Source organism: Nocardia rhizosphaerihabitans (assembly GCF_014646295.1).
GTDB lineage: Bacteria > Actinomycetota > Actinomycetes > Mycobacteriales > Mycobacteriaceae > Nocardia > Nocardia rhizosphaerihabitans.
On record NZ_BMNE01000002.1, the window covers coordinates 1,297,703 to 1,324,320 of the forward strand.

Sequence of the window (26,618 nt, forward strand, 5' to 3'; positions counted from 1 at the left end):
GACCCGCGCGTGATGCTGCGGCAGCACGGTTTACGATTCACTCAACGCATGCTGACCGTCGTCTGCCTCTGACCGGAGGACGGAGGGCCTGCGAGTGACGTACAGGCATCTTCAGGAGGATCAGTGACTGCGGTAGAGCCCAGGCCAGTCCCTCAGTTGGAAGCGACTCGACCGTATCCTGCTCGGACCGGGCCCAAGGGCTCGTTCCTGTACAAGGCGGTCACCACCACCGACCCCAAGGTGCTCGGCACCATGTACCTGGTGACGGCGATCAGCTTCTTCCTGGTCGGCGGTCTCATGGCGCTGCTCATGCGCGCCGAGCTGGCCCGCCCGGGTCTGCAGTTCCTCTCGCCCGAGCAGTTCAACCAGCTGTTCACCATGCACGGCACGATCATGCTGCTGTTCTACGCGACGGCGATCGTGTTCGGCTTCGCCAACATCATCCTGCCGCTGCAGATCGGCGCCCCCGACGTCGCCTTCCCGCGACTGAACGCGTTCAGCTACTGGCTGTACCTGTTCGGCGGCTCCATGGCGACCGCGGGCTTCGTGACCCCCGGTGGCGCCGCGGACTTCGGCTGGACGGCGTACGTCCCGCTGACCGACATCCTGCACTCGCCCGGTGTCGGCACCGACCTGTGGATCCTGGGTCTGGCCGTCTCCGGTCTCGGCACCATCCTCGGTGGCGTCAACATGCTCACCACCGTGGTCTGCCTGCGCGCGCCCGGTATGACCATGTTCCGCATGCCGATCTTCACCTGGAACATCGCGGTGACCTCGGTCCTGGTGCTGCTCGCGTTCCCGCTGCTGACCGCGGCGCTGTTCGGCCTGGCCTACGACCGTCACCTCGGCGGCCACATCTACGACCCGGCCACCGGCGGCATCCTGCTCTACCAGCACCTGTTCTGGTTCTTCGGCCACCCCGAGGTCTACATCATCGCGCTGCCCTTCTTCGGCATCGTGTCCGAGATCTTCCCGGTCTTCAGCCGTAAGCCGATCTTCGGTTACACCACGCTGGTCTACGCGACCCTCGGTATCGCCGCGCTGTCCATCGCCGTGTGGGCGCACCACATGTACGCCACCGGCGCCGTGCTGCTGCCGTACTTCTCCTTCATGACCTTCCTCATCGCGGTCCCGACCGGTGTGAAGTTCTTCAACTGGATCGGCACCATGTGGCGCGGTCAGCTGACGTTCGAATCACCGATGCTGTGGTCTATCGGCTTCCTGGTGACCTTCCTCTTCGGTGGTCTGTCGGGCGTCATCCTGGCCTCGCCGCCGCTGGACTTCCACGTCACCGACTCGTACTTCGTCGTCGCGCACTTCCACTACGTGCTCTTCGGCACCATCGTGTTCGCCACCTTCGCCGGTATCTACTTCTGGTTCCCGAAGATCACCGGCCGCATGATGGACGAGCGCCTGGCGAAGTGGCACTTCTGGACCACCTTCGTCGGCTTCCACACCACCTTCCTGGTGCAGCACTGGCTGGGCGCCGAGGGCATGCCGCGTCGCTACGCCGACTACCTGCCCAGCGACGGCTTCACCACGCTGAACACGATCTCCACCATCGGTGCCTTCATCCTGGGCTCGTCGATGCTGCCGTTCGTGTGGAACACCTTCAAGAGCTACCGCTACGGCGAGGTCGTCACGGTGGACGACCCGTGGGGCTACGGCAACTCCCTCGAGTGGGCCACCACCTGCCCGCCGCCGCGGCACAACTTCTACGAGCTGCCGCGCATCCGCTCGGAGCGTCCGGCGTTCGAGCTGCACTACCCGCACATGGTCGAGCGCATGAAGGCCGAGGCGCACGTGGGCTGGGGCTCGGCCAAGCACGCCACGCACGTCGCCGAAGGCACGCTGGCGAAGAAGTAAGTAAGTAGGAACCGCCAAACGACTAGGGGTGTGCACCTGCTGGGTGACCAGCAGGTGCACACTCTTTTTGTGGGTAATCGAACGGAGCAGATCGACTTGGCCGACACCACAGTTCTCGTGACCGTCACCGGTCCCGACCGACCTGGCGTCACTTCTGTGCTGCTGACAGCGCTGTCGCGGCATCAGGTGAGCCTGCTGGACGTGGAGCAGGTCGTCATCAGGGGCAGGCTCACCCTCGGTGTGCTGGTGTCGTGCCCCAACGACCCCGAGGCGCTGCAGGACGAACTCGAAGAGGCGATGAACACCGTCGGCATGCAGGTCGACGTGTCCGTCGACGCGCAGATCGGCAAGCCGCCGATGTCGACGCACGCCGTGGTGGTGCTCGGCGCCCCCGTCACCGCGCACGCGTTCAGCGCGATCTCGCGGATGCTCGCCGCCCTCGGCGCCAATATCGACACCATCCGCGGCATCGCCGACTACCCGGTGACCGGCATGGAGCTGATGGTTACCGCGACCGACACCGGCGCCGACACCGATTCCCGGCTGCGCACCGCGCTGGCCGACGTGGCCGTCGCCGAGCAGGTCGACATCGCCGTGGAACGGGCCGGGCTGGCCCGTCGCGCCAAGCGGCTCATCGTCTTCGACGTGGACTCCACCCTGATCCAGGGCGAGGTCATCGAGATGCTGGCCGCGCACGCCGGTGTCGAGGAGCAGGTCCGCGAGGTCACCGAGGCCGCGATGCGCGGTGAACTCGACTTCGCCGAATCGCTGCGGCAGCGGGTCGCGACCCTGGAAGGTCTCGACGAGTCGGTGATCGAGGAGGTCGCCGACCGGATCGAACTCACCCCCGGCGCGCGCACCACCATCCGCACCCTGCGGCGGCTCGGGTTCCGCTGCGGTGTGGTCTCCGGCGGGTTCCGGCAGGTCATCGAGCCGCTCGCGCACGAGCTGGAACTCGACTTCGTGCAGGCCAACACCCTCGAGATCGTCGACGGCAAGCTCACCGGCCGGGTGGTCGGGGAGATCGTCGACCGGGCCTTCAAGGCGACCGCGCTGCGCAAGTTCGCCGCCGAGGCGGGCGTGCCGATGGAGCAGACCGTGGCGGTCGGCGACGGCGCCAACGACATCGACATGCTCAACGCCGCCGGGCTCGGCGTCGCGTTCAACGCCAAGCCCGCGCTGCGCGAGGTGGCCGACACGGCGCTGTCGCATCCCTACCTGGACGCGGTGCTGTTCATTCTCGGCGTCACCCGCGACGAGGTCGAGGCGGCAGACGCCCGCGACGGCGGGGTGCGCCGGGTTCCGCTGCTCGGGCGGTAGTCACTGGCGCGTCGCGGCCGGATGGGGCCGGCCCGGCGTTAGCCTCCAGCGCAGGGTGTCCTTCGGCGTTGGGAGAATTCCGTGCTGCAGTTCGTCTCGGTCGCGCCGCTGCGCAAGTCCGCGCTCGTCCTGATCGCCGTCGCCGGGCTGCTCGCCGGCTGCGGTGACGACGAGCCGTCCGACGATGTCTCCCCGACGACGATCGCCCTGCCGACCGCGACGCCGGAGGCGGCGACAACCCCGGTGACGGTCGACCAGTCGGCCAACGGCGGTTCGGTGCGACTCACGGTCGGTCAACGTCTGCTCGTGCGGCTCCCACAGGATCCCGACGCGCCCGACCAATGGGGCCCGGTGAACGTCGAGACGGGCATCTTGCTCGCGGAAGACCCCGAGTCCGACGGCGACACCACGGTCTGGCCGTTCCGCGCCATCGCACCGGGCGCGACGACGGTCGAGTTCGTCCACGGTCCCGCCGCGCAACCGTCCATCGAACCCGAGACCACCTTCCTCGTGCAGGTGCAGGTCTCCTAGCGCCGACAGGGCCGGTCGGTCCGGCTCGCTAGGCTGGGCCGGACTGGTGGCGTCGATCGAATCGGGTGTTGTGGCATGGGCAGCGCGGAAGTGAGCAGCGCGGAGACCGAGGCGGAAGTCAGGGACGAAGCGGCCGAATTCGCTGTGCGGCACGCCGAATTGGCGCGCGGCTACGGCGGCAACGGCGACCCTGACGACCCGGCGATGGTCCAGGCGATGCAGATGGTGCTGCACATCCCGAAGACCCATCCGCCCGCCCGCAGCGCGCTCCTGGAAGCCGCGGCGGCCGCTGCCGTGGCCGTGTGCCTCGATCCGCGCTCCGGACCGGGCGGGGAGTGGGAGCCGCGGTATCTGGCGTGGAAGCGGTCCAGGATCAGGAAGGTGGCCCGGCGGGCTCGCGGCTCGCAGTGGGTCGCCGCGGGCGGGGTCGACGGTGTCACGATCGATGTCGACGGCGCGCAGGCCCGTGCGTTCGTTCCCGGCCCGGTCGGCGCGATCGACCAGCGGATCCGCAAGCTGCAGATCGGCGGCACCGACCTCGAGCACGACGAGCCGGGCCCGCCGGACCCGCGGCTGCCGGTGCTGTGGGTCAACGCGGCGCTCGAGATGTCGGTCGGCAAGGCGGCCGCCCAGGTCGGGCACGCGAGCATGCTGCTGGCGGGCGCCCTGCCGGTGACGGCCGCTGCGGCCTGGGCCGAGCACGAGTTCCGGTGCGCGGTCCGCGATGCCGACGACCAGCGGTGGGCGGGATTGGTGGCCGAGGTGGCCGCTGGTCGCGCGGTCGCCGTGCGCGACGCGGGCTTCACCGAGGTGGCACCCGGCTCGATGACGGTGATCGCGGTGCCCGCCCGGGCCTGACCCGCCGACACGCGCGGCCGAATCCGGCTGTTCGGTGCTGGTTTTCGCGACTCGCCGCCACGACGGAGTGTATCCGGGGGATCGTGAGGGTATATGAAACCGACGGTCCAGGCATCGAGGCGTAGGGAGGTTCCGCGATGGTGACCACGATTGTGGTGATCCTGATCGTGTGGGTGGTGCTGTCGGTGCCGATCTCCCTTCTCGCCGCCAGGATGTTGCGCGACGAGCCGAGCGGGCACCGCGATTCCGCGCCGACCAGCAAGGACGAATCCCACCCGGGCCGGTCGTTCCGCTGAGGGCCCGCGTGGTCCAAGATGGAGCGCGTGTCGCAACCCGATCCCGATCTGCTCATCGACTTCTCCGACGTGACCATCCGCCGCTCGGGCCGAACGCTCGTCGGCCCGGTCAGCTGGCAGGTCGAGCTCGACGAACGCTGGGTGGTGCTCGGCCCCAACGGGGCAGGCAAGACCTCGCTGCTGAGAATGGCCGCCGCCGAGGTCCATCCGACCTCCGGTGACGCGAACCTGTTGGGGGAGACGCTCGGTCGCGTCGACGTCACCGAGCTGCGCCCGCGCATCGGGTTGTCCTCGGCGGCGGTGGCCAGCCGCATCCCCGTCGACGAGAAGGTCAGCGACCTGGTGGTCTCGGCCGGCTACGCGGTGCTGGGCCGGTGGCGCGAACGCTACGACGACATCGACACCGAACGCGCCGTCGACATGCTGGAAACCCTGGGCGCCGAACACCTTTCCGATCGCACCTACGGCACCCTGTCCGAGGGCGAACGCAAGCGGGTGCTGATCGCCCGCGCCCTGATGACCGACCCGGAACTGCTGCTGCTCGACGAACCCGCCGCGGGCCTGGACCTGGGTGGGCGCGAGGAGCTCGTGGAGCGGCTCGGCTATCTGGCCGCCGACCCCGACGCGCCCGCGATGGTCCTGGTGACCCACCACGTGGAGGAGATCCCGCCGGGCTTCACCCACGCCATGCTGCTCAGGGAGGGCGAGGTCGTCGGGCAGGGTCTGCTCGAGGACGTGCTCACCGCCGAGAACCTCAGCGCCGCGTTCAGCCAGTCCATCGCGCTGGACCGGGTCGACGGGCGCTGGTTCGCCCGCCGGGCCCGTCGGGCGGGGCAGCACCGCCGCGCCTGACTCCCACTCAGCGGGAACCCGGACCGGACCGGCCGCACTGTTCCCCTTGCTAACCAAGCGGGCGTTAGGGTGCAAGGGAGGCCGGAGTCGCGGCCGCGCCGACACGGGCGCGGCCTGCCGGTACTCCGACCGGCGATGGGGCCGGTCGCCGGGCAGTGTCCGGTGGTGGAGAGGAACGGGTATGAGTGAGTCCGCGGTAGCCGCACGCGACGCGTCGACGGTGATGCTGGTGCGCGACGGTGTCGCAGGCATCGAGGTGTTCCTGCAGCGCCGGGTGACCGGTATGGCGTTCGCGGCGGGGGTCACCGTGTTCCCCGGCGGCGGCGTCGACGCCACCGACGGGATCGCCGACATCGCCTGGTCCGGACCCGAACCCGCGTGGTGGGCCGAGCGTTTCGCGACCGACGAGCAGACGGCGCAGGCGCTGGTCGCCGCGGCGGTACGGGAGACCTTCGAGGAATGCGGCGTGCTGCTCGCCGGGCCGACCGCCGATTCCGTCGTCGACGACTCCACGATCTACCGCGAGTCCAGGGGCAAGCTCGAGCGCCGTGAGCTGTCGCTGGCCGACTTCCTGGCCGCCGAGGGGCTGGTGTTGCGGGCCGACCTGCTGCGGCCTTGGTCGAACTGGATCACCCCCGAAGCCGAACCCCGCCGCTACGACACCCGGTTCTTCGTCGCCGTGCTGCCGCAGGGGCAGATCGCCGACGGCGCCACCACCGAGGCGGCGCACGTGGCGTGGCAGACGCCGCAGGACGCCCTGGCGAGCTGGCGGGTCGGCGAGCACGTGCTGATGCCGCCGACGTGGTCGCAGCTCGACGCGCTGTGCGGATTCGCCGACACCGCCGCGGTGCTGGCCGGCGAGCGCGACATCACGCCGATCATGCCGGTGTACTCGCCGGGCGCCGAGGGCAGGCCGCTGTCGAACTTCCCCGACAACGAACGGTATTTCGCGGAGCTGCCGCAGCAGAGCGCATTGCGCGGCCGGTAGGTTTGGCCGCATGGCCGAATTCGTCACCCTCGAGCTGCCCGCCGAGCCGACCGCTCGCGGCGTCGCGCTGCTGCGCATCGATCGTCCGCCGCTGAACCTCGTCGACGCCCAGCTGGCCCGTGAGGTCGCCGCGGCGGCCGAGACGGTGAGCAGGCACCCCGGGGTGGCCGCGCTCATCGTCTACGGCGACGAGCGGGTGTTCAGCGCGGGCGACGAGATGACCGAGCTCGCCGAGCTCGACGCCGAGCAGGCCGCCGCCATGGCCGCCGACCTGCAAGCCGCCCTCGGCTGCCTCACCCGGGTGCCGCAGCCGACGGTCGCCGCGATCACCGGCTACTGCCTCGGCGCCGGTCTGGAGCTGGCCCTCGGCGCCGACCACCGGATCATCGGCGACAACGTAAAACTCGGGCTGCCGCAGATCAAGGCGGGCCTGATCCCGCTGTCGGGGATCCGCAGGCTGTCGCTGCTGATCGGCGCGAGCCGCGCCAAGGACCTCGTCTACACCGGTCGATTCGTCGACGCCGAGGAAGCCGCGAAGCTCGGTCTGGTCGACGAGGTCGTCGCCCCCGACGACGTCCTCACCGCCGCCCGCCGCTGGGCCGAGCAGTTCGTGACGGCCGCCCCGCGCGCCCTCGCGGCCGCCAAGGCGGTCTTCGAGGCGGGCCCGCACGCGCACTCCACCGCCGTCACCGAATGGTCGGCGCTGTTCGACACCGACGACGCCCGCACCGGCACCCGCACCTTCGCCGCCGAGGGTCCGAACAGCGCGGTCTTCACCGGCCGGTGAGCTGAGACCGGTCGCTCGACCAGTTGGAACCGCCGGAAACAAGACCGCCCATTGCGTGCTGAGGGTCTCCTATTACTCTTGGCGGTTATGACGGTCCACCCCGATGACCCGGCGCCGAACCCGCACGCCACCGAGGCCGAGGTCGAAGCAGCGCTGAAGGACACCAAGCTCGCCCAGGTCCTGTATCACGACTGGGAAGCGGAGACATACGACGACAAGTGGTCGATCTCCTATGACGAACGCTGTATCGCGTATGCCCGCGGCCGGTTCGACCTCGCGGTCGGCCCCGCCCCGCTGCCCTACGAACGGGCGCTCGAGCTCGGCTGCGGCACGGGGTTCTTCCTGCTGAACCTGATGCAGGGCGGCATCGCGAAGAAGGGTTCGGTCACCGACCTCTCGCCCGGCATGGTGAAGGTCGCGCTGCGCAACGCCGAGCATCTGGGCCTGGATGTCGACGGCCGCGTCGCCGACGCCGAGACCATCCCGTACGACGACGACACCTTCGACCTGGTCTGCGGCCACGCTGTGCTGCACCACATCCCGGACGTGGAGCTGGCCCTCAAGGAGTGCCTGCGGGTGCTCAAGCCGGGCGGGCGTTTCGTCTTCGCCGGTGAGCCGACCACCATCGGCAACCTCTACGCCCGCAAGCTCGGCCAGGCCACCTGGAAGGTGACCACCGAGATCACCAAGCTGCCGTTCCTGTCCGGCTGGCGTCGTCCGCAGACCGAGCTGGACGAGTCCTCCCGCGCCGCCGCGCTCGAGGCCGTCGTCGACCTGCACACCTTCGATCCGAGCGATCTCGAGAAGATGGCCAAGTCGGCCGGTGCCGTCGACGTGAAGGCCACCACCGAGGAGTTCGCCGCCGCCCTGTGGGGCTGGCCGGTGCGCACCTTCGAGGCCGCCGTCCCCGACGAGAAGCTGACCATCGGCTACCGCATGGCGCAGTACCGTGCCTGGCTGGGCCTGAGCTGGCTCGACGAGAACGTCCTGCGCAAGGTCGTTCCGCGCGAGTTCTTCTACAACGCGATGATCACCGGCGTGAAGCCGGGCGCAGCGCAGAAGTAAGTGGGGTACCGCTTCGGCCGCGACGACGTCGCCTATCTGGGCAGCGCGGCGGGATCCGCCGCGCTCGCCGAGGTCGACCGGCTGGAGCTCACCCCGGCGACGCACCTGCGCGATATCGAGCAGGTGCGTCGCTCGCACGACGCGCACGCCGCCGCGCTGATCGAGACGGTGCGGTTGCGGCGTAAGGCCGCGGGGAAGCTGCCCGCGTCGGCCGAGTGGCTGTTCACCGATGACGCGCTGCAGCAGGCCACACCCGGGCTTGTCGCCCGGCATCGGGCCGTGCGGTTGGCTGGTCGGGCGGTGCACGATGTCACCTGTTCGATCGGGGCGGAGCTGGCCGAGCTGGCCGAGGTGTGTCCGGCTGTCATCGGCAGTGACCTCGATGATGTGCGGCTGGCGATGGCCGCCCACAACCTCGGTGTCGCGCCGCTGTCGGCGACAGGTTCCGGCACAGCCGACGAGGTTTCGCGGGTTCGCGGTCGAAACATAGTGCTGGCCAAGGCAGATGCCCTCACCCCGACCTCCCGGGACACCGTGATCATCGCCGATCCGGCCCGCCGAGCCGACGGTCGCCGCACCTACGACCCCGCGAAACTCCAACCCCCACTGCCCGACCTCCTGGCCGCCTACGCGGGCCGCGACATCGCCGTAAAATCCGCTCCCGGCCTGGATTTCGACCGACTCGGCTGGAACGGCGAGATCGAGGTCGTCTCCCTCGACGGCGCGGTCCGCGAAGCCTGCCTGTGGTCCCCCGGCCTGACCGAACCCGGCGTCACCCGCCGCGCCACCGTCCTCGATTCCCGCGGCGCCGCAACCACTCTCACCGACACCGCCCCCGACGACATCCCCGAGCGCGCTCCCGGCGAGTGGATCGTCGACCCTGACGGCGCGATCGTCCGCGCAGGCCTGGTCCGCCACTACGCCGCCGCACACGGCCTCTGGCAACTCGATCCCCACATCGCCTACCTCACCGGCGACACCGTCCCCCCTGGCATGCGCGGCTTCCGCATCGAGGACCGCTTCGAACTCCGCGAGAAGACGCTGCGCCAGGAGCTGTCCCGCCGCGACTGCGGTTCGCTGGAGATTCTCATCCGAGGCGTCGACATCGACCCGGACGCCCTCCGCAAGAAGCTCAAGCAGCGCGGCACCCAGCCCTACACCTTGGTGATCACCCGAATCGGGCGCAACGCAACGGTTTTCCTGTGCACCGCCCACGCGGCCCGGTAGGGCGGGTCCACTACGACGAAGCCGCTATCGAACATATGTTCCCCTCGGCGGCTAAGCTTTGTCGGTGACCACCGAAAACCCCGCCCAGGCCGCCATCCATCGCTACTTCGCCGCACTCCAGTCCGGCACCCCGGCGCTGTTGAAGGAGTGCTTCACCGACGACGCGCGATGGATCGCACCGGGCCGTCTGCCCAACGCCGGAACCTGGCACGGACCGGACGCCATCGTCGACGAGTTCTTCCCGATCGCGATGGCTCGGATGCAGCCGGGCTCGTTCACGACGGAACTGCTCAGCCTGACCATCGGCGACTCGAACGCTGTCGTCGAGTGGCGATCGAGGGCGATCACGACAGCAGGCCACGAGTACGACAACACCTACATCGCGAACTTCGTCGTCACCGACGGCAAGATCTCCGAGGTGCGCGAGTACTTCGACACCCACCGCGGTGAGACGCTGTACCGGTAGGCCTAACTTTCCATCTTCTTCACCACCCGCTGGATCGTGAGCCAGGTGCGGGTGGTGATGTCCTTGCCGTAGGTCTTGTCCAGGCGGGCCATGAAGTCGGGGGTTTTGCCGGTGCTGTTGTCGATGACGGTGAGGAAGGCGCGAGCCTCGCGGTCGTAGCCGATGACGCGGGTGAGGGGGTCGTCCTCGAAGGCCTTGGTGTCGGCTTCAAGCATGGTGTTCTTGAAGAAGGTGACGGTGAGGTAGGAACCGCGTTCGTGCGGGAGGCCTTCGAAAGGGTCGCGGTCCAGGAATGCACGCAGTTCGGAGTAACTACGGATGATGGTGCCGCCGGGGATGCCGAGTTCGGTGGCCAGGGCCTGCTGGATGCGCTCTTCCAGGTCGGCCCGGTCGTCGGCAGTCCGGAAGACGATATTGCCGCTGGATACGACCGAGGCGACCTTGTCGAAGCCCAGACCCTCGAACACGCCGCGCAACTTCTCGTTGCGCATGTTCGGGTTGCTCGGCCCGATCCCTCGCAGCAGCGCCGCATAACTGTTCACAGTGCGACCGTACCGACCACGTCCGACAGCCCGCTATTGTGGTTGAGGTCGGTGAGCTAGCCCCGGTATCACCACGGTCAAGTTCCACACCCAGCTGAAATCAGGCCTTCGCGGTCGGCGACCGGATCACACGAGGCAGAGCGTCAGGCCGATGCTGATCGGGAACACGTTGGGGATGGCATTGCACGCAGGATTTCCGCCCGAGAACACCGGCTCGACCTGAACGGGCACTGGGTCCGCAACCGAAACGACGGAATCGGCGGGAGCCGCGGTGGCGAAACCGGAACCCAGCGCGATCATCGGTATGAGCGCCGCAGCTGCTGCGGCTACACGAATTCTATTCTTGGTCATGATGGTTCCTTCGGTGGGAAATATCGGGAACCCGCGCGAAGCGAAGGATCCGCAAGATCGACACCAATAACTCTGCTCGTAGTACGAGCGGAAAACCATCATCCCCGGGGTTGAAACCCCTCAGCCCTCGACCGTGCAGCCGCGAGGCGATTACGCCTGCGCGGCGTTCTTCTTCAGATAATCCTTCCTCCCGAACCGCAAGCAGTTGGTCCTGATCGACCAGGCCCTCCGGAGCGCTGTGCTCAGCGAGCTCGATGTCCGGAGGACGGTTTCCGCTAGGCGCGGTGTCAAGCGACGCAGGTCATCCAAGCGAACGGGCCGACAATCGGGACGAAGAACGCGGGAGTACATGTTCCGGCCAAGAAGCCCAAACCGAACAGGGTTAGGGCGGCAGGCTCGACTTGAACGGGTACCGGTGCAATCACCGGCACAACGGAGTCGGCGGGAGCCGCGGTGGCGAAACCGGAACCCAGCGCGATCATCGGTATGAGCGCCGCAGCTGCTGCGGCTACACGAATTCTGTTTCTGGTCATGATGGTTCCTTCGGTGGGGAATGCGGGAACCCACGCCAAGCGAGGGATCCCGCAAGATCGACACCGACAATTGTTCTCGTGGCTCGAGTGGAAAACCATCATCCCCGGGGTTGAAATCCCTCAGTCCTCGACCGCACAGCCGCGCGGCGATTACGCCTGGGCCGCGGCGTTCTTCTTCCGCTCGATATCGGCCAGCGCGGCCATGTAGGCGGCCCGCTCCTCGGCGGTGGCGTCCCAGGCGAGCTTGCGGTACTTGACGACCTTGACCAGCGCGCCGACGGCGATGCTGTAGTCGGGGATGTCGGAAGCACGAGCCGGAACCGGCGGTGTGATACTGGCCGGCTACTTTGCCGGTCCGGCATGGCGACCATGCCGGGGCACGGCATGACGCCGCTGGCCTTCGCCGGGCCGGCGCATTGCGTCGCGGTACTTTGTTCAGGTCATACAGCGAAGACGCAGGGGGCTGTCAGCAAGGGCAGGATCGGCGGCACAAAGCAGATCGGGAACGCGAGTAAGCTGAGCCCGAGTGTAAATGGCGCCAGTAGCACGGCAGGCTCGACCGGACCAGGGGCCAGCTCGGAGACCGCGACAGGGGTAGGGGCTTCGGAGGGGGCCGCAGTGGCAACAGCTGACCCGATGACGATCATCGGTGTGAGCGCCACAGCTGCTGCGGCTGCGCGAATTCTATTCTTGGTCATGATGGTTCCTTCGGTGAGGATACGGGAACCACGCGAACGGAGGATCCCGCAAGATCGACACCGATAATTGTTCTAGTGGTACAAGTGGAAAACCATCATCCCCGGGGTTGAAATCCCTCAGCCCTCGGTCGCGGAGCCGCGCGGCGATTACGCCTGGGCCGCGGCGTTCTTCTTCCGCTCGATATCGGCCAGCGCGGCCATGTAGGCGGCCCGTTCCTCGGCGGTGGCGTCCCAGGCGACCTTGCGGTTCTTGACGACCTTGGCCGGCGCGCCGACGGCGATGCTGTAGTCGGGGATGTCGCCGCGGACCACCGCGTGCGCGCCCAGCACGCACCCACGGCCGACGCGGGTGTCGCGCAGCACGGTCACCTTGGCGGCGATCCAGGTGTCGGGGCCGATCCGGACGGGGCTCTTCACGATGCCCTGGTCCTTGATGGGCAGGGTGATGTCGTCCATCTTGTGGTCGAAGTCGCAGATGTAGCACCAGTCGGCAACCAGCGTGGACTCGCCGATCTCGATGTCGAGGTAGGTGTTGACGACGTTGTCCTTGCCGAAGACCACCTTGTCGCCGATGCGCAGCGAGCCCTCGTGGCAGCGGATGGCGTTGCCGTCACCGATGTGCACCCAGCGGCCGATCTCCATGCGGGCGAATTCCGGGGTCGCGTGGATCTCCACATTGCGGCCGAGGAACACCATGCCGCGCAGCACGATGTGCGGGTTGGCCAGCCGGAACTTGGCCAGCCGGTAGTACCGCACCAGGTACCAGGGCGTGTAGGCGCGGTTGGCGAGCACCCAGCGCAGCGAGTCCCTGGTCAGAAAACGCGCCTGCTGCGGATCGCGGCGGCGTGAACCACGCCAGCGCGCGCTCAACGGCGCGCCCCACATGCTCGTCACGAACTACTCTCCCGTCGTGATCGCACCGGGCCAGCCCCGGGGATTCGGTCATCGATAACACAGAGTACTTTCGGAGCGCACGCTTACCGTGCCATACCCCGATCATCGGCTCGATAAAACAGGGAGATCAGCAGGTGCGAACTCGGACTCGCGTCGTGGCCTCGCTCGCTGCCGCCGGTGTGGTGGCGTTGGCAGGCTGCGGCACCGATGTGGACGACATCACGGTCGGCAGCGGAAAGGGTTGGCCCGCAGTCCATCACGACGGCCGTAACGGTGGCGCGAGCCCGGTGACCGGCGCGGAGGCGATGTCGCTGAGCTGGTCGCGTCCGGTGGGCGGCCCGATCGCCCAGCCGTTGACGATCGGCTCCGAGGGTCAGATGTTCGTGACGACGAGCACCGGCAACTGCGCGATCTTCTCCTTCCAGATGCGCACCGGACGCAAGCGCTTCTGCAACCCGCTCGGCCCGTCGACGATCGAGGCGCCGACCGTGGTCGACAGCGTCAGCAACGTCTACGTCGGCGACGACGGCGCGGTGAACTCCTTCAACTATCTCGGTCAGCCGCGCTGGCGCACGCCGGTGGCCGGCGTGCCGGTGGCGATCCAGTTCACCGGTGACGGCAAAGTGCTGACGGTGACCCAGTCCGGTCAGGTCGACGTCCTGAGCCGCCAGACCGGCGGTCGCGAGGTGCCGACGCTGCAACTGCTCGGCGAGCCCGACTTCCTGAAACTGCCCGGCCTGACCCGCCCGGCCTCCGGCGACGGGCTCGACGACTGCCGGATCGGCGGCCCGCGCTGCGCGGTCGCCAACACCACCGCCGTCGACCCCGAATCGGGCCGGTTCTTCGTCACCGTGTGGGAGCCCGGCAAGTCCGTCGCCTCGCTGCGCGCGATGCGCTACGCCGACGGCAAGGTCGCCCAGGAGTGGAGCGCCGACATGCTGACCGGCGGCAGCGCCACCAGCCCGACGCTGTCCGGCGACGGCGCGACCGTCTACGTCGGCGACAACAGCGGCCGCCTGATCGCCGTGAACGCCGAGGACGGCAGCACCCGCTGGACCCACGCTCTGGGCTGGACCCCCAGCGGCGGCATCGCCCTGGTCGACGACCTGATCATCCCCGCGGGCGACGACGGCTACCTGATGGCCCTGCACGACCGCGGCGACGGCGCCGAGCTCGCCTGGGAACGCAAAGACCTCGCCCTGCGCGGCACCCCCGCCCAAACCGCGGGCGGCATCGGCTACACCGTCGCCGCCATCGGCGCGGGCCTGAGCCTGATCACCTTCGACACGGCTACCGGCAACACCGTCGACTCCGACGTCCTGCCCGCCGCCACCGGCACCACCACCGGCACCTCCGTCGGACCGGAGGGTGAGGTCGTCGTCGCCACCCGCGTCGGCGAGATCTTCGCCTTCACCCCCGACGCCTGACCGGGTGTCAGTACGGGTTGGCCCGGTCCACCCAGCGCGCGTCGACCTCCGCGGCGAGATGCCGGGGGAAGGAGATGCGCGCCGGGTCGCCGTCGGCGGTGTAGCGCTGCTCCGGGTGGGCGGCCAGCCAGTCCAGCCAGTAGCCGGAGTCGAACGGGACCGCGCCCCGGCCGGACCTGATGCGTGGCACGCCGCCGGGGTCGATCGCGCCGTACGGTGCGGGCGCGGGATTCGAGCCGACCAGCATGACGGCGTCGAAGCGGTACGGGGTGCCGTCCCAGCTGCCCGCGGCGGCCAGCGTGCGATCGCGGGGGTAGACGCCCAGCGGTAAGGCCATGGTGCGCACGGTGACTCCCGGCGCGGCCGTGGTCACCGCACGCACGTTCTGCACCAGTTCCCGTTGCACGCCGTCGGCATCCAGGCTCGCGAGATTCGCGTGATCGGCTGTGTGCGCACCGATCTCGTGGCCGTTGGCTGCCAGCCAGGGCAGCGCGCGCGGGTCGTTTCCGAAGGGCTCGTTGTTGACGTAGAAGGTGGCCACCGGCCGGAAATCCGGGTAGCGGGCGGCGAACTCGGTGAGGATGCCCGCGGCGCTGTCCGGGGCCACGGCGCCGGTGCCGGTGAAGGCGAGCTGGCTCCCGGTGGAGTCGTCGAAGGTGAGTATCACCGGATGGGTGCCCGCGGGTAGGTCGAGATCGCCGGAGATGTAGCGCGCGGCGGTCACCGGGCGGTAGCCCTCGCGGTACAGCCGTTCCAGTTCGTCCCGGAACTCCGCCGGGGTCTGGTCGTATTCACCGGCCGGGTTCGGGGTGATCTGGTGATACATCAGCACCGGGACGAAACCCAGTTCGTTGGCGGCGATCTCGGCCGGATTCGGTGGTGCGGGTTTCGCTGTCGCCGCGGGCGGATCGGCCGGAATCGGTGCGGCTTCTGTCGCGCAGGCGGGGAGCACCGCGGTCAGCAAAAGCGCAGGGACCAGTCGGAACAACGATGTCGACCCGCCTACCACCGCGGCAATGTTACGCGGGGCAGAGGTTTTCCCTCGATCTTGCGATAACCGGCTGCCCGCAGGCGGAACTGCGCGATAGTGGCGTGGCAAACGGGAGTGGAAGTGGGTGCGGGCGTTGGGATTGCGGATCCAGTCGGTCGATCGGCGGCGGTGGGCGACGGTCGCCGCTGGTGTTGTTCTCGGGTTGGTCATCGTGGCTCTGGTGGCCGGATTCGCCCTGAGCAGGTCCGCCGCGGTGCCGTCGGCCGATACCGTGCCGCCGGTGCTACGGGTGACGCCACCGGATCCGGTGCGCTCGTATCGCGCGCCGATCGTGGTGCGCGGCAACGCTGTCGACGCGGTGCGTGTGTCCATCGGCACGGACACTGTGACACCCGGTCCGGACGGTTCCTTCGAGATCTCGGTGCCGTGGGCTCCCGCCGTCGAGGTCGTCGCGGCGGACGCCGCCGGGAACCAGAGCAGCAGTGTCGTCGTGACGGCGCTCGCGCTGCCGCGTATGCGGGCGGTCCACGTCACCGCGCATGCCTGGTCGCACGAGGGGCTGCGCGAAGCCGTGCTCGATCTCGCTCGCGAAGGCCGGATCGACACCGTGCAGCTCGATGTCAAGGACGAGGACGGCGTCGTCGGCTACGACTCCCAGGTGCCGCTGGCTCGCGAATCCGGCGCTGTCGCTTCGATTTACGATGCGCAGGCCGCGCTGCGGCAATTGCACGAGCTGGGCTTGCAGGTGGTCGGGCGCATCGTCGCGTTCCGTGATCCGACAGTCGCGGCGTGGGCCTGGCACAACGGCAGGCCCGACTGGGTGGTCCAGAACCCGTCCGGGCAGCCCTATTCCAGCCACTACGGCCCGATCGCCTTCACCAATGTCGCCCATCCCGACATTCGCCGCTACAACATCGATCTGGCGGTGGAGGCGGCCCAGCTCGGTTTCGACGGCGTCATGTACGACTACGTCCGCCGCCCCGACGGCAGCCTGACCAGCATGCATTTCGCCGGACTCACCGGCACCCCCACCGACGCGGTCGCCGGCTTCCTCGCCGAGAGCCGCTACCCGGTCCACGTCGCCGGCGCCCACCTGAGCGCCGCGGTCTACGGCATCGCCTCCACCCGCCCCGACGAGATCGCCCAGGACATCCCCCGCATGGCCCGCAACGTCGACTTCGTCGCCCCCATGCTCTACCCCTCCCACTGGAACTCCGGCGAGTACGGCGTCCCCAACCCCAGCGCCCAGCCCTACGACATCATCCTCCGCTCCCTGCACGACTTCCAGACCAGCACCGCGGGCACGGGCGCGAAAGTCGTCCCGTGGCTCCAGGACTTCAGCCTCGGCATCCCCTACGGCGACGCCGAACTCCGCGCCCAGATCGACGCCACCCGAGACGCAGGCATCGACGGCTTCTTCCTCTGGAACGCCGCCACCCGCTACCACACCGGCGGCATCCCGCCTGCCTGAGACCGCCGGGGGTCACGCCACCCAGGCGATGGCGTCGCTCTCGTTCGAGACAGGGAAGACGCGGACTTCCGCGGGGATGAGGAAGCCGAACAGATGGACGGCTTCGCCCAGTGCTTTGTGGTCGGTGACCAGGGCGATGCGGCCCCAGGCGCTGCCCGGGATACGGATGAGTTTAAGGTCCTGCCACATCGCGTCGAGGGAGTAGCGGTCGAAGTCGGGGCCCAGGACGTAGACCAGGTTGATCGGCTGTTCGTGCTCGAGGGCCGCGTCGATCGCGGGGTCGAGGACGGTGGTGTAGTCCTCGGCGGTGACGGTTCCGGAGGCGCGCAGGCCGATGGTCGCCGCGGGCAGGTGGGGGATCTGCTGCAGGGGCATGGCGGGGCTCCTTCGTCGTGGTGGTCGGCACCAGTGACGGTAGAGCCGGGTGGTCGCCTCGGCGTCATGCGTTGCGGGTGAAGTCGAGCTCGGCGCGCGACCTGTCGGTGGTCGCGCGTCGAGAAGCTACTTCGGATCGCGCTCCGGCAGCGGCCGTTCCACGATGTCGGGGCGGCCGAGCGAGGTCCGCACGCGGCGTTTGGCGGCCGAGTAGACCTGCGCGGTCTCCGCGGCGACCACGTCCCAGGCGAAGTCGGCGGTGAGGCGTTCGCGGGCGTTGTAGGCGCGGTCCTGGGCGGTCGCGGGGTCGTCGAGGACGGCGCGGGCCGCGTCGACGATGCCGTCCACGTCGGCCGGTTCGAAGGAGGCGCCGGTGACGCCGTCGATGACGGCCTCGCCGAGCCCACCCGCGGTGGAGGCGATCAGCGGGACACCGGCGGCGGCGGCTTCCAGCGCCACGATGCCGAACGGCTCGTACCGGCTCGGCAGCACGATGGCGTCCGCGCCGTGCAGCCAGCCGAGCAGTTCCTCGTGTCCGAGACTGCCGACGAAGTGCACGGCCCGCGCGACGCGATGCACACGGGCGCGTTCACGCAGCCAGTCGAACTGGGTGCCCACACCGGCCACCGTCAAGGTGGTCCCGGGGTGCGCGCGGCGGATGCGGGGGAGCGCCGCGATCGCGTCCTGCACGCCCTTCTCGTACTCGAGCCTGCCCACATACAGCAGCTTGGGCGGCCCGGAGCGCGGTGCGCGCGGACGGAAGGTCCACGCGCCCACGTCGATTCCGTTGCGGATCACCGTGATCGGCGAGAGCTCGGGCCCGTAGAGCCGCTCCACCTCGTCCTGCATGGACGTCGAGCAGGTGATGAGCTGATCGGCCTCGTTGGTCAGCCACCACTCGACCGAGTGCACCTGCTTGTTGACCCGCCCCGACACCCAGCCGCTGTGGCGACCGGCCTCGGTGGCGTGGATGGTCGCCACCAGCGGCACGTCGTAGTACTCGGCCAGCGCGATCGACGGGTGCGCCACGAGCCAGTCGTGCGCGTGCACCACATCCGGCGTCCAGCCCTCGCCGACCCCGGGCTTGCCCAGCGCCACACCGGCGCGGACCATCGCGTGCCCCATCGCCAGCGTCCAGGCGAGCATGTCCTCGCCGAAGTCGAAGCACGGCGGGTCCTCGGCCACCGCGACGACGAGCACACCGTCGGCGATGTAGGAGTGCGTGGGGTGGGTGATCGAGTCGGTACCCGTCGGCCTGCGCGCCAGCACAACGACCTCGTGACCGGCCGCGGCCAGCTCAACGGCCAGGTGATGGACGTGCCGACCGAGCCCGCCGACCACGACCGGCGGGTACTCCCACGACACCATCAAAATCTTCATGCGAATCCTTCAGCGGCGGCCGACGGGACAGCGGTCGGCAACCGCCGTGCGTCCAGACCTGGGAAGAATCCGTCGGCCGCGTTCCATCCTGCCGCGAGACGGGCCGCTTTGGCGAACTGGCCGGCCCCGATGGCCTCGGCGAGTTCGCGCACCGCGTGCGCGTGCTCGTGGGCCCGATCGCGGGCGTAACCCGCCGCGGAGTCCTTGCTGACCATGAACGCCCAGTCGCTGGAGACGGTCAGAATGGCCTCGCGCAGCAACTGGTCGGCGACCGGATCACGCAGCGAAGCGTCGCGGCGGACCTTGTCGAGGGTGTCCAGCGCCAGCCGGACGACGTCGGCATTGAGCTCGACGAGGTCGGCGACCTGGTCGCCCGCCCACACCCGCCAGTCCTTGCCCGAACCCCACGACGAGTCGTTGAGCTGCACAGGTTCGCCGACATACCCGTTGTCGCGGGCGTCGGCGAGGGTTCCGACGTTGACGCCCGCTTCGGGCAGGGCGCGCAGCACCTGCTCGAGCCACTCGGGGCCCTCGTGCCACCAGTGGCCGAACAGTTCGGTGTCGAAGGCGGCCACCACGAGGGCTGGTCGGCCGATCCGCTCGGACTCCTCGATCAGCCTGCTGCGCACGGTCTCGACGAAGTCGGCGACATCGCGCGTGATGGCGCCCGCGGCGAGTTCGGGATCGTAAGGGGCCTTGTCAGGACCGGCGACGGTTTTGCCGGTCACCCGCGACGGCTTGAGACCCGTCGCGTGGTCGTAGTGGTGGAAATCGCGGTAGGCGCTCTGCCCCGGGTAGCCCTGTTTCGGCGACCAGACCCGGTAGCTCACCTGGAGATCGCGGCCGAACGCGAGCACATCGGAGTCGCGGACGGGCCTGCCGAGGGTGGTATCGCCCCGCAGCGAGGGCCCGTCGACCATGAAATGCGTCACACCGGCGGCGTCGTAGTTCCGCTCCATGCCGGGGGTGTAGCCGCACTCGGGCGCCCAGATACCGGTGGGCGTCGTGCCCCAGCGCAGTCGTGCGTCGGCCAGGCCCTCGGTGAGCTGGAACTGGCGCAGTCGCTCGTCGAGCAGCGGCTGGAACGGATGGGCCAGCGGACCGCCGAGCAGCTCGATCGCGTCGGCGTCGATGAGCGAGCGCCACACGGGCGCGCTGCCGTGCCGCCAGTCGCGCTCGAATTCGGCCAAAGCCGTTGCGGCGAGCCGATGTTCGTGACGGCCCAGCGCCACATTGCCCGACATCGACGCCTCGTCGGCGCGCAACTGCCAGTTGCCCAGCCAGTGGTGCATGCCCGCCAGGCAGTGCGGATCGTCGAGCTGAGCGGCCAGCACCGGGGTGATGCCCAGGCTCAGCAGACGCGTACGGCCTTCGGCCGCAAGGTTTTTCAGTACCCGCACCACGGGCAGGTAGGAGGCGGCCCAGGACTGGTAGAGCCATTCCTCGCCGACCGGCCAGCGTCCGTGATGGGCCAGCCAGGGCAGGTGGGAGTGCAGAACGAGCGTGAACTGGCCCGGCACGGAGCCGGACCGGGCGGAGCGAGAATCGGTCAAGGCCGTGCCTTTGCGGCGCTTGCCTTTTCGGCGATCGCGACCAGGTCCAGGCTCGCGTCGATATCGCCCGCGCGCAGCTCGAAGTCATCGATGGTGACGGCGGCGACGTCGGCGGTCAGGTCGGCGGGCCACGGCTCACCGGCCAGCGCGCGCTCGATCTGGGCGTCGATGAACGACCCACCGTGCTTGGCGTCCAACGCTTTCAGGCTCGCGCCGTGGTGCACGCCGAGCATTTCGGTGACCGTGAAACCGGCCTCGACCAGCAGTTCGGTCAGCTCGGCTGCGTTGAGCTCGCGGGTGTGGAACGGGTTGAGCGGGGTATCGCGACCGGGGGAGAAGGTGATCCGGTTCGGCGTGCTGATCAGCAGCTGCCCGCCGGGACGCAGCACGCGCAGGCACTCGCGCAGGAACTGCGCCTGGTCCCACAGATGCTCGATGACCTGGAAATTCACGACGACATCGACGGATTCGTCCTCGAGCGGCAGCTCGGCGAGATTGCCCTGGATCATCTCGACGCGCGGGTAGCGCGCGCGCACGTGCGCGACGGCGCCCTCGTCGTAGTCGACACCCACGACACGCGCGGCCACGCCGGCGATCATGTCGGCGCCGTAGCCCTCGCCCGAACCCGCCTCGAGCACGGTCTTGCCGGTGCAACGGTCGAGCAGCCGGGCGTAGGCGATCTCGTGCCGACGGAACCAGTAGTTCTCCTCGGCGATGCCGGGCACGGTCCGCTCACCGGTCAACGGCAGTGGTTCATGTGTGGCGGCCACGGGTGCGGCAGGGATCACAGCCTCGCTCATTTCTCCGACGTTACTGGTACCGCCGGTTCCCACAGGACTCAGGGATCGGTTCCGAACCCCTTGTGCATGTAGGTTACCCACGGGTAACTTAGCGTAGGGTAGTGTTCCGCTCTGAGCTACTCACGGACGTACGGCCCAGCTCGTGCGGCCACCACACACGTGTACCCAGAAGGAGGTCGACGAAGACCGATGCCGAACATCGTCGTACTCATCAAGCAGGTCCCCGACACCTGGTCCGAGCGCAAGCTGACCGATGGTGACTACACCCTCGACCGCGAGGCCGCCGACGCCGTCCTCGACGAGATCAACGAGCGCGCCGTCGAGGAAGCGCTGCTGATCAAGGAGGCCCAGGGCGGCGAGGTCACCGTGCTGGCCGCCGGTCCGGATCGCGCCACCGAGGCCATCCGCAAGGCGCTGTCCATGGGTGCCGACAAGGCCATCCACATCAACGACCCGGCGATCCACGGCTCCGACGCCGTGCAGACCGCGTGGGTGCTGGCCGGTGCGCTGGGCCAGGTCGAGGGCGTCGAGCTGGTCATCGCCGGCAACGAGGCCACCGACGGTCGCGCGGGCGCCGTGCCGGCGATCATCGCCGAGTACCTGGGCATCCCGCAGCTGACGCACCTGCGCAAGCTGACCGTCGACGGCGACAAGATCACCGGCGAGCGCGAGACCGACGAGGGTGTCTTCAAGCTCGAGGCGTCCCTGCCCGCCATCGTCTCGGTCACCGAGAAGATCAACGAGCCGCGCTTCCCGTCCTTCAAGGGCATCATGGCCGCGAAGAAGAAGGAAGTTCAGGTCTTCACCCTGGCCGATCTGGGCATCGACCCGTCGACCGTCGGTGTCGCCAACGCCGGCACCCAGGTCACCGGCTCCACCCCGAAGCCCGCCCGCACCGCGGGCGAGAAGATCGCGGACGAGGGTGAGGGCGGCAACCAGATCGCCACCTACCTCATCGGTCAGAAGATCATCTGATCCGGCCCCGTCCGAGACTTCGAAGGAGAAAGAACAATGGCTGAAGTACTTGTGCTCATCGAGCACGCCGACGGTGCCGTGAAGAAGGTCAGCACCGAACTGCTCACCGCCGCCCGCACCCTGGGCGAGCCCGCCGCCGTCGTCACCGGCCCGGCCGGTACCGCCGAGAAGCTGGCCTCCGCGCTGGCCGCCGCCGGCGCCGAGAAGATCTACGTCGCCGAGTCCGACGACGTCGACGGCTTCCTGGTCACCCCGAAGGTCGACGTGCTCGCCGGTCTGGTCGAGTCCGCCTCGCCCGCCGCCGTGCTGGTCGCCGCCACCGCCGAGGGCAAGGAGGTGTCGGGCCGCCTCGCCGCGCGCATCGGCTCCGGTCTGCTCGTCGACGTCATCGGCGTGAACGCCGACGGCTCGGCCGTGCACTCCATCTTCGGTGGCGCGTACACCGTGGACGCCAAGGCCACCGGCGACGTGCCGGTGATCTCGATCCGCCCCGGCGCCATCGAGACGGTCGCGCAGGCCGGTGCAGGCGAGCAGGTCGTCGTCGAGGTTCCGGCCCAGGAAGACGGCGTCGTCAAGGTCGTCTCGCGTGAGCCGATCGTCGGTGGCGACCGTCCGGAGCTGACCGAGGCGAGCATCGTCGTCTCCGGTGGCCGTGGTGTCGGTTCCGCCGACAACTTCGCGGTCGTCGAGGCGCTGGCCGACTCGCTCGGTGCCGCCGTCGGCGCCTCGCGTGCCGCCGTCGACTCGGGCTACTACCCGGGCCAGTTCCAGGTCGGTCAGACCGGTAAGACGGTCTCCCCGCAGCTCTACATCGCCCTCGGCATCTCCGGCGCCATCCAGCACCGCGCCGGCATGCAGACCTCGAAGACCATCGTCGCGGTCAACAAGGACGAAGAGGCTCCCATCTTCGAGATCGCCGACTACGGCATCGTGGGCGACCTGTTCAACGTCGCCCCGCAGCTGACCGAGGCCGTGAAGTCCCACAAGGGATAAGGCACCGTCGGTGAACGCAAGCGGCCCCGCCCGGGTTCTCCGGGCGGGGCCGCTCGCCTTTCGTGAGGCGCAATAGCCACTGCGTAGCATGGGTGAATGGCCATGCTGAGCATCGACCGTCCCGACCTGCCCGAGTCAATGACTTGGGAAGAGCTGGAGAAGCTGCCCGAGGCGATCGCAGCCCAGATCGAGTTGTGGGATGGGCGAGTCGTGTGGGTGCGCCGTGGGCCGGGCGAGCATCAGACGGCGATGCGCCGTCTTACCAACGAAATCGAGCGTTGTGCTCGACAGGGGATGTCCACCGATCCGCAGCGCTGCTGGCGGGTGAACCTGGAGACGAATGTCTTCTTCGGACAGACCGGCAAGTCCGACTTCGTGACGCCCGACTTCCTCGTACACCGCTGCTTGCCGCCGGGCGCGGACGTCCGGGCCACCGATACCGTGCTGGTGGGCGAAGTTCTGTCGCCATCGAATACCCCTTCCGAGATCGAAGCGAAGAAGGCCCGCTACGCGGGTGCGGGTATTCCGTCGTACTGGGAAGTCGAGCTGACACAGGATCTCACCGGCATCGCAGCGCTACGGGTCTACATCCTCGAAATCGGTCATGCCGAGCTTCCGCCGGGAGTGCGCCCGCTTTGGCGCGCGAACTACCTCCTCGCCGGTGAGTGGAGTCCTCTGTCTGCTGCCGGTGTCTCCTTCCCGTACCCTTTCCCGATCGAGATCCCCTGGTCGTCGCTGGCCTTCTGAGGAAGGGGACGGCAGCGGTTCGGCTGACGGCGTTCGAACTCCTCGAAGCGGGGTCGGCTAGCTGGGGTCGGGGGCGTTCACCGGTTGGCCGAGGACCATCCATTTGTCGGGGTCGGTGAGGGCTTCGAAGCCGAACTTCTCGTAGAGGTCGTGGGCGTCGTGGGTGGCGAGCATGATGCGGCGCAGGCCGTAGGGGGCGAGGTGGTCGCGCACGGCGGCGATCAACGCGACACCGACGCCCTTGCCGCGCACCGCGCGATCCACGTATACGTCGCACAGCCACGCGAAGGTCGTCCGGTCGGTGACCACCCGCGCGTAGGCGACCTGCTCACCCGAGACACTGTCGTAGACACCGAAATTGAGTGACTGCGCGATCGCGCGGTCCTGCAACTCGCGGGTTCGGCCCATGGCCCAGTACGAGTCGGTGGACAACCAGGTGTGCATGCGGGCGGCGTCGATGCGGGCGGTCTCGGCGGAGACTTCGTAACCGGCGGGGAGTTCGGGCGGGGGCGTGTCGGTCATCTGGGCAGAATTCCAGGCCGACCACCGCCTGTCGAGCGAGTTGCGGGCGTGGCAGGGTAGTCGGGTGACGACTGTTCCGATCGAGGTGCCGCCGGAGGTCGAGGAGACGGTGCGGGAGGTTTTCGGGGCCGCGGGGGAGCGGTGGCTCGGCGAGCTGCCCGGGTTGGTGGAAAAGCTGTGCGGGACTTGGGGGCTGACGGTGATCGGGCCTGCGTTCGGGGGTGGCACGCACGCGTTCGTCGCGCCGGTGCGGCGGGGTGACGGGTCGGTGGCGGTGCTCAAGGTGCCGGTGGTCGACGAGGAGAATGTCGCGGAGGCGACCGGGCTGTTCTGCTACGGCGGGGACGGGGCCGTGACGCTGTACGGGTTCGATGCGGGCAGTGGCGCGATGCTGATGGAGTGGGCGCGGCCGGGGGAGCCGTTGCTCGCGCAGCCGGGGTTTCCGAGCCTGGAGGGCAGGCCGGAGAACGCGAGCCGGGTTCGCCTGGCGTGCACGCTACTTCGCCGGTTGCGGCGCGAGCCGGTCGGCGTTCCCGAGGACTATCCGACGCTGCCGACAGCGACCGACATGGTCGAGCGGTGGACGTCACGGCTCCAGCATCCGGAACCCGAACTCGCCGAGGTCCTTCCGGAGGATCTGCGCGAGCGGGCACTGGCTTGGTGCGCGCGCCTCGCCGTCCCGGCGGGCCCACTGCTCGTCGTGAATCGCGACACCCACCTCGGCAATATCGTTGCCGCCGAACGCGAACCGTGGCTCCTGATAGATCCGAAGCCCTACCTCGGCGAAGCCGCTTTCGACGCGGGCTTCCTGATCATGATCCAGGTGCAGTCCGCGCCGACCCCCGAGCACGCGCGCGCCGTCGTCGCCGCGACGGCCCGGGACCTCGACATCCCGGCCGACCGCGCCAACGGCTGGGCCTTCCTGCGCGCGATCGAGGAGATCATCTGGTCGGTCGAGGACGAAGACACCGAGGCATTGCCGCTCCACCTGGCCGTCGCGCACGCCTTGGCAACCTCGCCCGCCAGCTAACCGCCCGGGGTGACTGCCCACTATCGAGCGTCGCCATGCGAGGGCGTGAGCGTCCAGCCGTCGGCACCGGCGCACCTCACCGCCGTCTCACGCCCTGGTCCAGAACGGCACCGAGCACTGCGCTACCGCCGGTGCAACGCGTCCAGCAGCGTGTTCACGATCGGATTCTGACGCGCGTCCTCACGCAGCACCGCCGACACCGGGATGCGCAGGCGGTGGTCGGTGAGGTCGAGGGTGAGCAGGCCCTTGGTCGGGCCCTCGTAGAGGACGGTCCAGGATTCGGGCCGGTTGAGCAGTTCCATCGTCGCGGTGTGGTCGGGCGGGATCGGCGGCCCGAAGGTGGGGCCGACCGGAAGATCGGCGAAGGCCGAGCGGATCAGGGTGTGCAGCAGGACCTGCTCCTGCTCGGGCGGTAGGAGCAGGGGATACGGGCTGAGGTCGGCGAGGGTGACGACCCCCTTGCCCGCGAGCGGATGACTGCTCGAGATCGCGATCACCAGATCCTCGACCCACAACTGCTCCACCGCCAGCCCCGGCTGATCCACACTGCCGCGGATCAGCGCCAGATCGCAGTCACCGTCGGCCACGGCCGTGATCCGCTGCCGGAACGGCTTGATGACGTATTCGATCTCGGCGTCGGGGTGGGCGGCGCGGGCGGCGGCGATCGCGGACAGCGAACGGGCCGCGAACGACATGTTGGCCGCCAACCGGATCCGCGGACCGGTGGTGCGCACGGCGGCGCGGATCGCCGACTCCAGGCTCAGCATCTGCTTGGCCAACGGGAGCAGGCGCAGGGTCGCGTCGGTGGGGACGACGGCGCGGGTGGTGCGCTCGAACAGTTGCGCGCCCAGGTCACGTTCCAGTCTCGCGATCTGGTGGCTGATCGCGGATTGGGAGATGAAGCAGCGGCTCGCGGCGCGGCTGAAACTGAGCTCCTCGCACACCGCCACGAAGTACGCCAACTGGCGAAGTTCCACCAGGTACCTCCTATTTATTAGTTATGCAGATAAGAGTCATCTCCAGTATGCGCCCAAACACCGGAAACATCTGCGTTCCGCATCGCGTTTACTCATATGAAAG

The 26,618-nt window shown here is 68.8% G+C and carries 28 protein-coding genes and 1 pseudogene; 18 read left to right on the plus strand and 11 right to left on the minus strand.

What is annotated here, in order from left to right; all coding sequences use genetic code 11:
- Window positions 1–123 precede the first annotated feature (123 nt).
- The 11 genes from ctaD to IEY60_RS12525 all read left to right on the plus strand — a co-directional run bounded on the left by ctaD (window position 124) and on the right by IEY60_RS12525 (window position 10,256).
- Entirely contained in the window at window positions 124–1,866 is a 1,743-nt protein-coding gene (gene ctaD / locus IEY60_RS12475) for an aa3-type cytochrome oxidase subunit I (RefSeq protein WP_189027200.1), read from the plus strand.
- Window positions 1,867–1,956: 90 nt separating this feature from the next.
- Window positions 1,957–3,186 carry a phosphoserine phosphatase SerB gene (gene serB, locus IEY60_RS12480; protein WP_189027577.1) on the plus strand — a complete coding sequence of 410 codons (1,230 nt, stop codon included), beginning with the start codon at window positions 1,957–1,959 and terminating at the stop codon, window positions 3,184–3,186.
- A gap of 81 nt (window positions 3,187–3,267) precedes the next feature.
- Entirely contained in the window at window positions 3,268–3,717 is a 450-nt protein-coding gene (locus tag IEY60_RS12485; protein ID WP_189027202.1) for a hypothetical protein, read from the plus strand.
- Between the two features lie 75 nt (window positions 3,718–3,792).
- Window positions 3,793–4,575: a peptidyl-tRNA hydrolase gene (locus IEY60_RS12490; protein ID WP_189027204.1), complete on the plus strand. Its 783-nt coding sequence runs from the start codon at window positions 3,793–3,795 to the stop codon at window positions 4,573–4,575.
- Between the two features lie 137 nt (window positions 4,576–4,712).
- Window positions 4,713–4,871, plus strand: a complete 159-nt coding sequence (locus tag IEY60_RS12495; RefSeq protein WP_189027206.1) for a hypothetical protein — start codon at window positions 4,713–4,715, stop codon at window positions 4,869–4,871.
- Between the two features lie 18 nt (window positions 4,872–4,889).
- On the plus strand, window positions 4,890–5,723 hold the full coding sequence (locus IEY60_RS12500; protein WP_189027208.1) for an ABC transporter ATP-binding protein: 834 nt from the start codon (window positions 4,890–4,892) through the stop codon (window positions 5,721–5,723).
- Window positions 5,724–5,904: 181 nt separating this feature from the next.
- A complete protein-coding gene (locus IEY60_RS12505; protein WP_189027210.1) occupies window positions 5,905–6,711 on the plus strand; it encodes an NUDIX hydrolase in 807 nt (268 codons plus the stop codon).
- 10 nt (window positions 6,712–6,721) lie between these two features.
- Window positions 6,722–7,498, plus strand: a complete 777-nt coding sequence (locus IEY60_RS12510) for an enoyl-CoA hydratase-related protein (protein ID WP_189027213.1) — start codon at window positions 6,722–6,724, stop codon at window positions 7,496–7,498.
- Between the two features lie 87 nt (window positions 7,499–7,585).
- On the plus strand, window positions 7,586–8,563 hold the full coding sequence (locus tag IEY60_RS12515) for a class I SAM-dependent methyltransferase (RefSeq protein WP_189027215.1): 978 nt from the start codon (window positions 7,586–7,588) through the stop codon (window positions 8,561–8,563).
- A complete protein-coding gene (locus IEY60_RS12520) occupies window positions 8,564–9,790 on the plus strand; it encodes a THUMP-like domain-containing protein (protein ID WP_189027217.1) in 1,227 nt (408 codons plus the stop codon).
- Window positions 9,791–9,854: 64 nt separating this feature from the next.
- Complete coding sequence (locus IEY60_RS12525) at window positions 9,855–10,256, plus strand: nuclear transport factor 2 family protein (protein WP_189027219.1); 402 nt, start codon at window positions 9,855–9,857, stop codon at window positions 10,254–10,256.
- Window positions 10,257–10,258: 2 nt separating this feature from the next.
- On the opposite strand, the gene IEY60_RS12530 is transcribed toward IEY60_RS12525, so the two are convergent.
- Both IEY60_RS12530 and IEY60_RS12535 read right to left on the minus strand, forming a co-directional pair.
- Complete coding sequence (locus tag IEY60_RS12530) at window positions 10,259–10,798, minus strand: DUF1697 domain-containing protein (protein ID WP_189027221.1); 540 nt, start codon at window positions 10,796–10,798, stop codon at window positions 10,259–10,261.
- A 126-nt stretch (window positions 10,799–10,924) separates the two neighbouring features.
- Window positions 10,925–11,149: a hypothetical protein gene (locus tag IEY60_RS12535; protein WP_189027223.1), complete on the minus strand. Its 225-nt coding sequence runs from the start codon at window positions 11,147–11,149 to the stop codon at window positions 10,925–10,927.
- A gap of 453 nt (window positions 11,150–11,602) precedes the next feature.
- On the opposite strand from IEY60_RS12535, the gene IEY60_RS12540 reads away from it, so the two are divergent.
- Entirely contained in the window at window positions 11,603–11,890 is a 288-nt protein-coding gene (locus tag IEY60_RS12540) for a hypothetical protein (RefSeq protein WP_189027226.1), read from the plus strand.
- Here IEY60_RS12540 and IEY60_RS12545 read toward each other — a convergent pair.
- Both IEY60_RS12545 and IEY60_RS12550 read right to left on the minus strand, forming a co-directional pair.
- A pseudogene (locus IEY60_RS12545) lies at window positions 11,833–11,982 on the minus strand (acyltransferase); the annotation flags it as partial. The gene IEY60_RS12540 and the pseudogene IEY60_RS12545 sit on opposite strands and share 58 nt — an antisense overlap.
- Before the next feature lie 545 nt (window positions 11,983–12,527).
- Window positions 12,528–13,274: an acyltransferase gene (locus IEY60_RS12550; protein WP_373291698.1), complete on the minus strand. Its 747-nt coding sequence runs from the start codon at window positions 13,272–13,274 to the stop codon at window positions 12,528–12,530.
- Between the two features lie 134 nt (window positions 13,275–13,408).
- Between IEY60_RS12550 and IEY60_RS12555 the strand changes: the two genes are divergently transcribed.
- On the plus strand, window positions 13,409–14,701 hold the full coding sequence (locus IEY60_RS12555) for an outer membrane protein assembly factor BamB family protein (RefSeq protein WP_229739730.1): 1,293 nt from the start codon (window positions 13,409–13,411) through the stop codon (window positions 14,699–14,701).
- A gap of 7 nt (window positions 14,702–14,708) precedes the next feature.
- Here the strand turns inward: IEY60_RS12555 and IEY60_RS12560 are convergent, their stop codons facing one another.
- On the minus strand, window positions 14,709–15,653 hold the full coding sequence (locus tag IEY60_RS12560) for a polysaccharide deacetylase family protein (RefSeq protein WP_229739731.1): 945 nt from the start codon (window positions 15,651–15,653) through the stop codon (window positions 14,709–14,711).
- A 259-nt stretch (window positions 15,654–15,912) separates the two neighbouring features.
- On the opposite strand from IEY60_RS12560, the gene IEY60_RS12565 reads away from it, so the two are divergent.
- Window positions 15,913–17,163: a putative glycoside hydrolase gene (locus IEY60_RS12565; RefSeq protein ID WP_229739732.1), complete on the plus strand. Its 1,251-nt coding sequence runs from the start codon at window positions 15,913–15,915 to the stop codon at window positions 17,161–17,163.
- Between the two features lie 12 nt (window positions 17,164–17,175).
- Here IEY60_RS12565 and IEY60_RS12570 read toward each other — a convergent pair whose 3' ends face one another.
- The 4 genes from IEY60_RS12570 to IEY60_RS12585 form a co-directional block, all read right to left on the minus strand.
- On the minus strand, window positions 17,176–17,538 hold the full coding sequence (locus IEY60_RS12570; RefSeq protein WP_189027232.1) for a SpoIIAA family protein: 363 nt from the start codon (window positions 17,536–17,538) through the stop codon (window positions 17,176–17,178).
- A gap of 126 nt (window positions 17,539–17,664) precedes the next feature.
- Window positions 17,665–18,918 carry a glycosyltransferase family 4 protein gene (locus IEY60_RS12575; protein WP_189027234.1) on the minus strand — a complete coding sequence of 418 codons (1,254 nt, stop codon included), beginning with the start codon at window positions 18,916–18,918 and terminating at the stop codon, window positions 17,665–17,667.
- A complete protein-coding gene (locus IEY60_RS12580) occupies window positions 18,915–20,471 on the minus strand; it encodes a 1,4-alpha-glucan branching protein domain-containing protein (RefSeq protein WP_189027236.1) in 1,557 nt (518 codons plus the stop codon). The genes IEY60_RS12575 and IEY60_RS12580 overlap by 4 nt, the downstream gene beginning before the upstream one ends.
- Window positions 20,468–21,271, minus strand: coding sequence for a methyltransferase domain-containing protein (locus tag IEY60_RS12585; protein ID WP_189027238.1), 804 nt, complete (start codon window positions 21,269–21,271; stop codon window positions 20,468–20,470). Before IEY60_RS12585 ends, IEY60_RS12580 begins: the two co-directional genes overlap by 4 nt.
- 189 nt (window positions 21,272–21,460) lie before the next feature.
- Between IEY60_RS12585 and IEY60_RS12590 the strand changes: the two genes are divergently transcribed.
- The 3 genes from IEY60_RS12590 to IEY60_RS12600 all read left to right on the plus strand — a co-directional run bounded on the left by IEY60_RS12590 (window position 21,461) and on the right by IEY60_RS12600 (window position 23,986).
- Window positions 21,461–22,246, plus strand: coding sequence for an electron transfer flavoprotein subunit beta/FixA family protein (locus tag IEY60_RS12590; protein ID WP_189027240.1), 786 nt, complete (start codon window positions 21,461–21,463; stop codon window positions 22,244–22,246).
- Between the two features lie 36 nt (window positions 22,247–22,282).
- Window positions 22,283–23,239 carry an electron transfer flavoprotein subunit alpha/FixB family protein gene (locus IEY60_RS12595; protein WP_189027243.1) on the plus strand — a complete coding sequence of 319 codons (957 nt, stop codon included), beginning with the start codon at window positions 22,283–22,285 and terminating at the stop codon, window positions 23,237–23,239.
- A gap of 96 nt (window positions 23,240–23,335) precedes the next feature.
- A complete protein-coding gene (locus IEY60_RS12600; protein ID WP_229739733.1) occupies window positions 23,336–23,986 on the plus strand; it encodes a Uma2 family endonuclease in 651 nt (216 codons plus the stop codon).
- 57 nt (window positions 23,987–24,043) lie between these two features.
- On the opposite strand, the gene IEY60_RS12605 is transcribed toward IEY60_RS12600, so the two are convergent.
- A complete protein-coding gene (locus IEY60_RS12605) occupies window positions 24,044–24,508 on the minus strand; it encodes a GNAT family N-acetyltransferase (protein ID WP_189027244.1) in 465 nt (154 codons plus the stop codon).
- A gap of 64 nt (window positions 24,509–24,572) precedes the next feature.
- On the opposite strand from IEY60_RS12605, the gene IEY60_RS12610 reads away from it, so the two are divergent.
- Window positions 24,573–25,538, plus strand: coding sequence for an aminoglycoside phosphotransferase family protein (locus tag IEY60_RS12610; RefSeq protein WP_189027246.1), 966 nt, complete (start codon window positions 24,573–24,575; stop codon window positions 25,536–25,538).
- A 122-nt stretch (window positions 25,539–25,660) separates the two neighbouring features.
- On the opposite strand, the gene IEY60_RS12615 is transcribed toward IEY60_RS12610, so the two are convergent.
- Window positions 25,661–26,515, minus strand: coding sequence for a LysR family transcriptional regulator (locus tag IEY60_RS12615; protein ID WP_189027249.1), 855 nt, complete (start codon window positions 26,513–26,515; stop codon window positions 25,661–25,663).
- Between the last annotated feature and the right edge of the window lie 103 nt (window positions 26,516–26,618).